Raw genomic sequence first — 6129 nt, 5'->3', positions numbered from 1 at the left:
CCCTGACAAATGGCTGCCCATATTTTATCAAAGGAGAAAAAATCAATGAAAAAATATGGCTTAGTTACACTGTTATCCTTTTCTTTTATGCCTCATGCAATAGCGCAAACAACACTCGATGTGGATGAATATTATAAACAAGCACTCGAGAACACACAAAAATTAGATGCTGCAAAATCAGAAACAGCTGAAAACATTTATAAAAGCACAACTGAAACTGCAAATAAAATCAAAGACATAAATAATCAGCTTGAACAACTTAAATCACAAAAAGACATAAAACCTGAAGAATTGCAAGCTCTTCGGCAAGATCTTCAAGTAAAGCTTTCTCTTCTTCAAGCAGGTCTTCAAGTAAGTTCTTTAAAACTTCAGTCTCTTGATATGATTCAAGCAAGAGATACGAAGACAAAAGATGAGCTACGTGAAGAAAAGGAACAAAAAAAACATAAATATCTTGAGGCCCAATTAAAAGAAAAAGAAAAAGAATTAAAAGAAAAACTTGAAAGTACGAGTACAAATGTCAGACTTTAGTTTTTCTCCCTTTGAAACCGTTTCTGGGTATATTTTAAAACCCCTTGATAATGTGATGGATACAACGGTGAGTGGGCTGTCTTCTGCTATTTCAGCGCCCTTAAATCTCGCCGCAATCATTTTTATCTTTCTTTATGGCTATAATGTTATGACAGGTCGCGTTGCGCTTTCGATGCATAGTCTTCTCAATAATGTTGTTAAAATTGTTGTTGTCACAACAATGGCAACGAATGCGGATACATTTAATACATATGTCAAGGATATTTTCTTCAATGATTTATCCAACGCTATTGGGAATGCGCTGAACAGTAATCCAACAAGCTCCAATGTTTTTGATTATATTTTGTTAAAGGCAAGTTCGCGCTATCAAGAAGTCTTATACAATGCTTGGTTTTTTGAAAAGATCCTTGTGGGTCTTCTTGGTTCTATCATGCTTCTCGCCGTTATTCTTTTTTGTATAGGTGGTTTTATTGTGCAAATGTTTGCACAAGTTGCACTGGTCATGATTATAGGTCTTGGACCTCTGTTCATTAGTTTGTATTTGTTCAATGCAACGCGAAAATACTCCGATGCATGGATTACAACCTTGATCAATTTTACCATTTTACAAGTTCTCGTAATCATGCTTGGAACAATTATATGCCAAGTTATTCTACAGGTTCTCAGCATTTCATATGAATCAATTTACGTTCTTTTTCCCCCTGTCATCATCATTTCGATCATAGGGGTTATTATCTTCCGTGCTCTTCCCGGTATTGCAACAGCCCTGGCCTCTGGCGGACCATACTTTAACGCTGGTGTCTCTTCAGGAGGACAGATTTTTACAATGCTTTCAAATGGTGCAAGAGCGAGTGGTAATGCAGTAAAAAGTGCTACTTTACAAATCTCAGGTGCTGCCGGTAACGCTGCTAGAGGTGCGGCAGGCGCAGCAGCAAAAGCAGGAAGCTCCGGAGGTGGTCGTGGTCGGTTTTAAGATAAAGCACCTCTTTATAAAGAATAAGTATTTTTGTTTTTGCTTTGCGTGCACCCTTTGGCGCACGTACCATGATCCTGTTCCTGATAAGTCCTAACATCTTGGCTCTTACAACAAAATCAATCAAAGTCTTGCATCACATAGACTTGTAAAAGTGTCCAGAATAAAAACTCTCATGCATTGTATTCCAAGATATTTGTGAGTTCAAAAAATGAAACGAAAAATAACTTTTGTTATGGTCCTAACAATCGCTCTTACTGGTTGCACCTCTTTGAGTGGCCCCAAAAAACCACCACGCTGTAATGGCAAACATACACGTGCTTTAAATAAAGATAAGTGGAATTGGGACAATAAAAACGTTGTCCATCCAGGAAAAAGCGTAAAGCCTGTTACCACTCCCATCATTCTCAATACTTTGGAAAGTGAAAAAGCAACAGCCAATTCAGCTTTATTAAAGCCAATTATTCATGAAGCACAATCTGATAAAACTGTGGAGGTTACGCGTGAAAAGTGATGCCCTTGAAGAATATATAAAAGAAGCGCGTTCATTTGACATTGACCGCATGCATAGCATGCGTGTGCGAATGAAAATTTCCATGGCTTTAACAGTACTTTTGGGATTGATGACGATTGCGCTAGCTTTAGCTGTCGCCGCTTTGACGCCTTTGAAAACAGTAGAGCCTTTTGTTATCCGCGTTGATAACTCAACAGGCATTATTGATACTGTAAGTGCCCTCAAAGAATCCCCTAACGACTATGATGAAGCGATAACGCGTTATTTTGCTAGCCAATATGTTCGTGCCCGTGAAGGTTTTCAAGCATCAGAAGCAGAAAATAATTTTCGCTTAGTTTCTCTTTTATCTTCTCCCAAAGAACAAAACCGTTTTGCAAAATGGTACGCGGGCAATAATCCAGAAAGTCCGCAAAATATTTATCAGAACATGATTGCTACCGTCACAATCAAATCAATCTCTTTTATAAGCAAAAATCTTATCCAAGTTCGTTACTATAAAACGATCAGAGACTTGAATGAAAAAGAAAATATTTCCCATTGGATTTCAATCTTAAATTTTTCCTACGTGAACGCACACATTTCAACGTCTGATCGTCTTATCAACCCTCTTGGTTTTCAAGTATCGGAATATAGATCTGATCCAGAGGTGATAAAATGATCAGACTTTTACAAACAATCTCTTTAATTTTTACGATCACTCTCAGCTTTCACACAGTCCTCTCATTTGCGGAAACAGCGCCTATTAGCGCACGTAAAGATAACCGCATCAGATTTGTCAATTATGACCCCTACAATGTCGTACAAATTATTGGCTCCATTCGCTCTTCGGTTCAACTAGAATTTGCCGTTGATGAAGAAGTGACCTATGTAGGAATTGGAAATTCGGTTGCTTGGCAAGTTGCACCGGCTGGACACTTTGTTTTTCTCAAACCACGTGAAGTCCAGCCTGTGACAAATTTACAAATTGTCACAAGCCGCCAAGATGGAACACAACGCTCTTATCAATTCGAGCTACAAGTCCGTGAAGGCGATGTTTCAGCGGGTAATGAGACGTATTTCTTAGTAAAGTTTCGTTATCCAGAAGATGAAGCCTTACGTAAGAAATTAGCCGAAGCAGAAAAAGAAAAACAACGTGAAGAAAACTTTGTCAATGATATTTTAAATATCCATGAAGATTTTGGACCACGCAATTGGGCTTATGAAGCCCAAGGCTCTCCCCTCATTGAACCTGCTTCTGTCTATGATAATGGGAAAACAACAACCTTTATCTTTTTAGGCAACATTGAAATCCCTGCCATTTACATTGTATCGCCTGATGGGCAAGAGGCCCTTATTCCCAAATCGATTAAAGGCAACAAGGTTATTGTCCATGCAACATCTGCACAATTCACACTACGGCGTGGGAACGAAGTATTGTGCATTTTTAATAAAAGGTTCGTACCAGAAGGAATTAACCCTGAAACGGGTACGACATCACCATCTGTACAACGTAAAGTGAACATAGGAAGCAGCCATGAATAACACCGTGGATGAAAAAAACATTAATGATCGCGATACAATAAAAAATGCTCAGGGAAAAAGCCAACAGAGCAATGTAGGGAAAGCAGTCGCTCTTGTTATTCTTTTTAGTGTCTGTCTTTATTTAGCCTATTCAACACTTGTCACAGAAAAAAAACAACCGGTTGAATCTTCAAAAGAAGAAAAATTTATCAAACAAACAGAACTTTTCCACCCTGCAAAGCCGACCCCTCCCCCCCTTGAACAATCTCAACGAAAGAACGCTCTGTTGCCACAAATCGAGCTACCAACACCAACCATCAATCAATCAAATTCTAATGATCCACTGTTGGAAGCAGCGCAACGTGCTCCTGTATTAGCTTATGCGCATACACAACAAAGCAAAATAGATTCACAAACAAATAATGGCGCTTTGCCTCACCAACTTGAAAACAAACCTGATGAAACGACACAACGTTTTAATCATCTTCTCAAACCCACAGTGCTTGAAGGTATTCGCGCTTCAACCCTTGGCAATCGAAACTACATCATCACGATGGGAACTTCTATCCCTTGTATCTTAGAAACAGCCATCAACAGTGATCAACAAGGTTTTGCCAGTTGTATCGTCTCCAGAGATATCTTATCAGACAATGGTCGTGTTGTTCTTCTTGATAAAGGCACCCAAATTGTTGGTGAATATCGCGCTGGCTTGAAAAAAGGCCAAACACGTCTCTTTGTGCTATGGAATAGAGCAAAAACCCCTAATGGTATCATTATATCCTTAGCTTCACCTGCAACAGATGCTTTAGGGCGTTCTGGTATGGATGGAGACATTGATAATCATTGGTTGGAGCGGATTGGATCTGCACTTCTTGTATCACTAATAAAAGATGCAACACACTATGCCAATAAACGTTTATCAAAAAAACAAGAGAAAGAAGAAACTGAAACACTCTCTTCAGGACAACATATTGCAAATATTGTCGTAGAAAATTACGCCAATATTCCTCCAACATTATCCAAAAACCAAGGAGAAATGGTGAATATTTTTGTTGCCCGCGATTTAGATTTTTCCAGTGTTTATAAATTGAAAGTCATCGAAAACAAAAAACAGATTATCCATCGAGCTGTTTCAAAAAACTTTTACAAAAATTCTACGATACCTTTAAAATGAACCACAACTTACATACCATGAATAATGAAACTGTCGCGATTGTTCTCACAAAACTTGAACCCATCAGTGCTTTTTTGAAAGATGATAGTCTTTTTGAAATTGTTATCAATCGTCCCTATCAAGTAATGACTGAAGGATTTGATGGCTGGAAAACAATAGAAGTACCAACTCTCTCTTTTAATGAGCTTATGGGTATTGCGAAAGTTGTCGCGTCCTATTCCAAGCAAAACATATCGGACAAAAACCCAATATTATCTGCCACTCTACCAGGCAATGAACGCATTCAGATTGTCATTCCGCCAGCTGTCGAAAAAGACACGATTAGTATGACAATTCGTAAACCATCATCGCAGAGTTTTTCTCTCGAAGAACTCGCAAATAAAGGACTCTTCTCGCTCTGTGAGCAGGTATCTTTCACGCCATTGAATAATTATCTTTCTCGTTTTAATGAACTCAAAATCATCGAGCATAACTTAGCCAATGCCTACTGTAATAAAGACTTTGTCTCCTTTTTAAATCAAGCTGTAAAATGCCAGAAAAATATTTTAATTGCGGGAAAAACCGGTTCAGGTAAAACAACATTATCAAAAGCATTAATCGCCAAAATTCCTCAAGAAGAACGTATTATCACCATTGAAGACACACAAGAATTGCTGATACCGCATCCTAATCATGTCTCGATGCTCTATTCAAAAGATGGACAAGGCTTAGCCTCCGTTGGTCCCAAAGAATTGCTTGAATCATCTTTACGGATGCGTCCTGACCGTATTCTTTTGCAAGAACTTCGAGATGGTACAGCCTTTTATTATATCCGCAATGTCAATTCAGGCCATCCAGGTTCCATTACGACGGTTCATGCATCAACGGCCCTTGCTGCCTTTGAGCAAATGACCCTTTTGGTCAAAGAAAGTGATGGAGGGGGTGATTTAGAGCGTGATGATATTCGAGGACTGTTGATTTCAATGATTGATATCATCATCCAATGCAAACGGGTTGAAGGAAAGTTTAAGGTCACAGAAATTTATTATGACCCCTTCAAACAACGAAACATCTTTGGAGGTGACTAAAAGAAAATCACACCGGCTGCCGAAGAATCTTTTAAAGCAATAATTGGCCATAAAAGGAAAAATGCATGAAAACCCAAACAATAAAAATTAGAGAAAATCTTTTATCAATAACAATGGAAGATTTAAAAAAACGCCGTGAAGCCGTTGACGCAACCATCAGCACCCATGCAATAGAGGATGTAAAGCTTCACTCCAAAACGCTAAAAATTCTAGAAGGATATGCAAAGGGGACATTTCACTCGAGAATTTAACACTCGTATGGACAACGTAAAATTATAAGGAAGCTGCGATGCCAAAAGCAAAGACAAAAAATATACAGACAGTTTCTCCCCATCATTATGTCTACCCAAACACCACAACACTCAAAAAT

At 38.6% G+C, this 6129-nt stretch carries 7 protein-coding genes and 1 pseudogene; all 8 read left to right on the top strand.

What is annotated here, in order from left to right; genetic code table 11:
- The first annotated feature begins 45 nt into the window (after positions 1-45).
- The 8 genes and pseudogenes from ACFIO3_RS07285 (at position 46) to ACFIO3_RS07250 (ending at position 6038) form a co-directional block, all read left to right on the top strand.
- Positions 46-531: a type IV secretion system protein VirB5 gene (locus ACFIO3_RS07285; protein ID WP_375608093.1), complete on the top strand. Its 486-nt coding sequence runs from the start codon at positions 46-48 to the stop codon at positions 529-531.
- Positions 518-1504 (top strand): type IV secretion system protein, encoded by a 987-nt coding sequence (locus tag ACFIO3_RS07280; RefSeq protein WP_375608092.1) that lies wholly within the window; start codon positions 518-520, stop codon positions 1502-1504. Before ACFIO3_RS07285 ends, ACFIO3_RS07280 begins: the two co-directional genes overlap by 14 nt.
- A gap of 211 nt (positions 1505-1715) precedes the next feature.
- On the top strand, positions 1716-2018 hold the full coding sequence (locus ACFIO3_RS07275; RefSeq protein WP_375608091.1) for a type IV secretion system protein VirB7: 303 nt from the start codon (positions 1716-1718) through the stop codon (positions 2016-2018).
- Complete coding sequence (locus ACFIO3_RS07270; protein WP_375608090.1) at positions 1972-2676, top strand: virB8 family protein; 705 nt, start codon at positions 1972-1974, stop codon at positions 2674-2676. Before ACFIO3_RS07275 ends, ACFIO3_RS07270 begins: the two co-directional genes overlap by 47 nt.
- Entirely contained in the window at positions 2673-3539 is an 867-nt protein-coding gene (gene virB9 / locus ACFIO3_RS07265; RefSeq protein WP_375608089.1) for a P-type conjugative transfer protein VirB9, read from the top strand. Before ACFIO3_RS07270 ends, virB9 begins: the two co-directional genes overlap by 4 nt.
- Complete coding sequence (gene virB10, locus ACFIO3_RS07260) at positions 3532-4692, top strand: type IV secretion system protein VirB10 (RefSeq protein WP_375608088.1); 1161 nt, start codon at positions 3532-3534, stop codon at positions 4690-4692. The genes virB9 and virB10 overlap by 8 nt, the downstream gene beginning before the upstream one ends.
- Positions 4689-5759: a P-type DNA transfer ATPase VirB11 gene (gene virB11 / locus ACFIO3_RS07255; protein WP_375608087.1), complete on the top strand. Its 1071-nt coding sequence runs from the start codon at positions 4689-4691 to the stop codon at positions 5757-5759. The genes virB10 and virB11 overlap by 4 nt, the downstream gene beginning before the upstream one ends.
- Positions 5760-5824: 65 nt before the next feature.
- Positions 5825-6038: pseudogene (locus ACFIO3_RS07250) on the top strand (antitoxin VbhA family protein).
- The last annotated feature ends 91 nt before the right edge of the window (positions 6039-6129 follow it).

This window comes from Bartonella sp. AD328YNZD, assembly GCF_042196425.1.
This window is presented reverse-complemented; position numbering and strand designations above follow the sequence as displayed.

Excerpts from the sequence above, each read along its gene's own strand:
- ACFIO3_RS07285 (WP_375608093.1), top strand. The coding sequence starts at position 46 with ATGAAAAAATATGGCTTAGTTACACTGTTATCCTTTTCTTTTATGCCT.
- ACFIO3_RS07280 (WP_375608092.1), top strand. The coding sequence starts at position 518 with ATGTCAGACTTTAGTTTTTCTCCCTTTGAAACCGTTTCTGGGTATATT.
- ACFIO3_RS07275 (WP_375608091.1), top strand. The coding sequence starts at position 1,716 with ATGAAACGAAAAATAACTTTTGTTATGGTCCTAACAATCGCTCTTACT.
- ACFIO3_RS07270 (WP_375608090.1), top strand. The coding sequence starts at position 1,972 with ATGAAGCACAATCTGATAAAACTGTGGAGGTTACGCGTGAAAAGTGAT.
- virB9 (WP_375608089.1), top strand. The coding sequence starts at position 2,673 with ATGATCAGACTTTTACAAACAATCTCTTTAATTTTTACGATCACTCTC.
- virB10 (WP_375608088.1), top strand. The coding sequence starts at position 3,532 with ATGAATAACACCGTGGATGAAAAAAACATTAATGATCGCGATACAATA.
- virB11 (WP_375608087.1), top strand. The coding sequence starts at position 4,689 with ATGAACCACAACTTACATACCATGAATAATGAAACTGTCGCGATTGTT.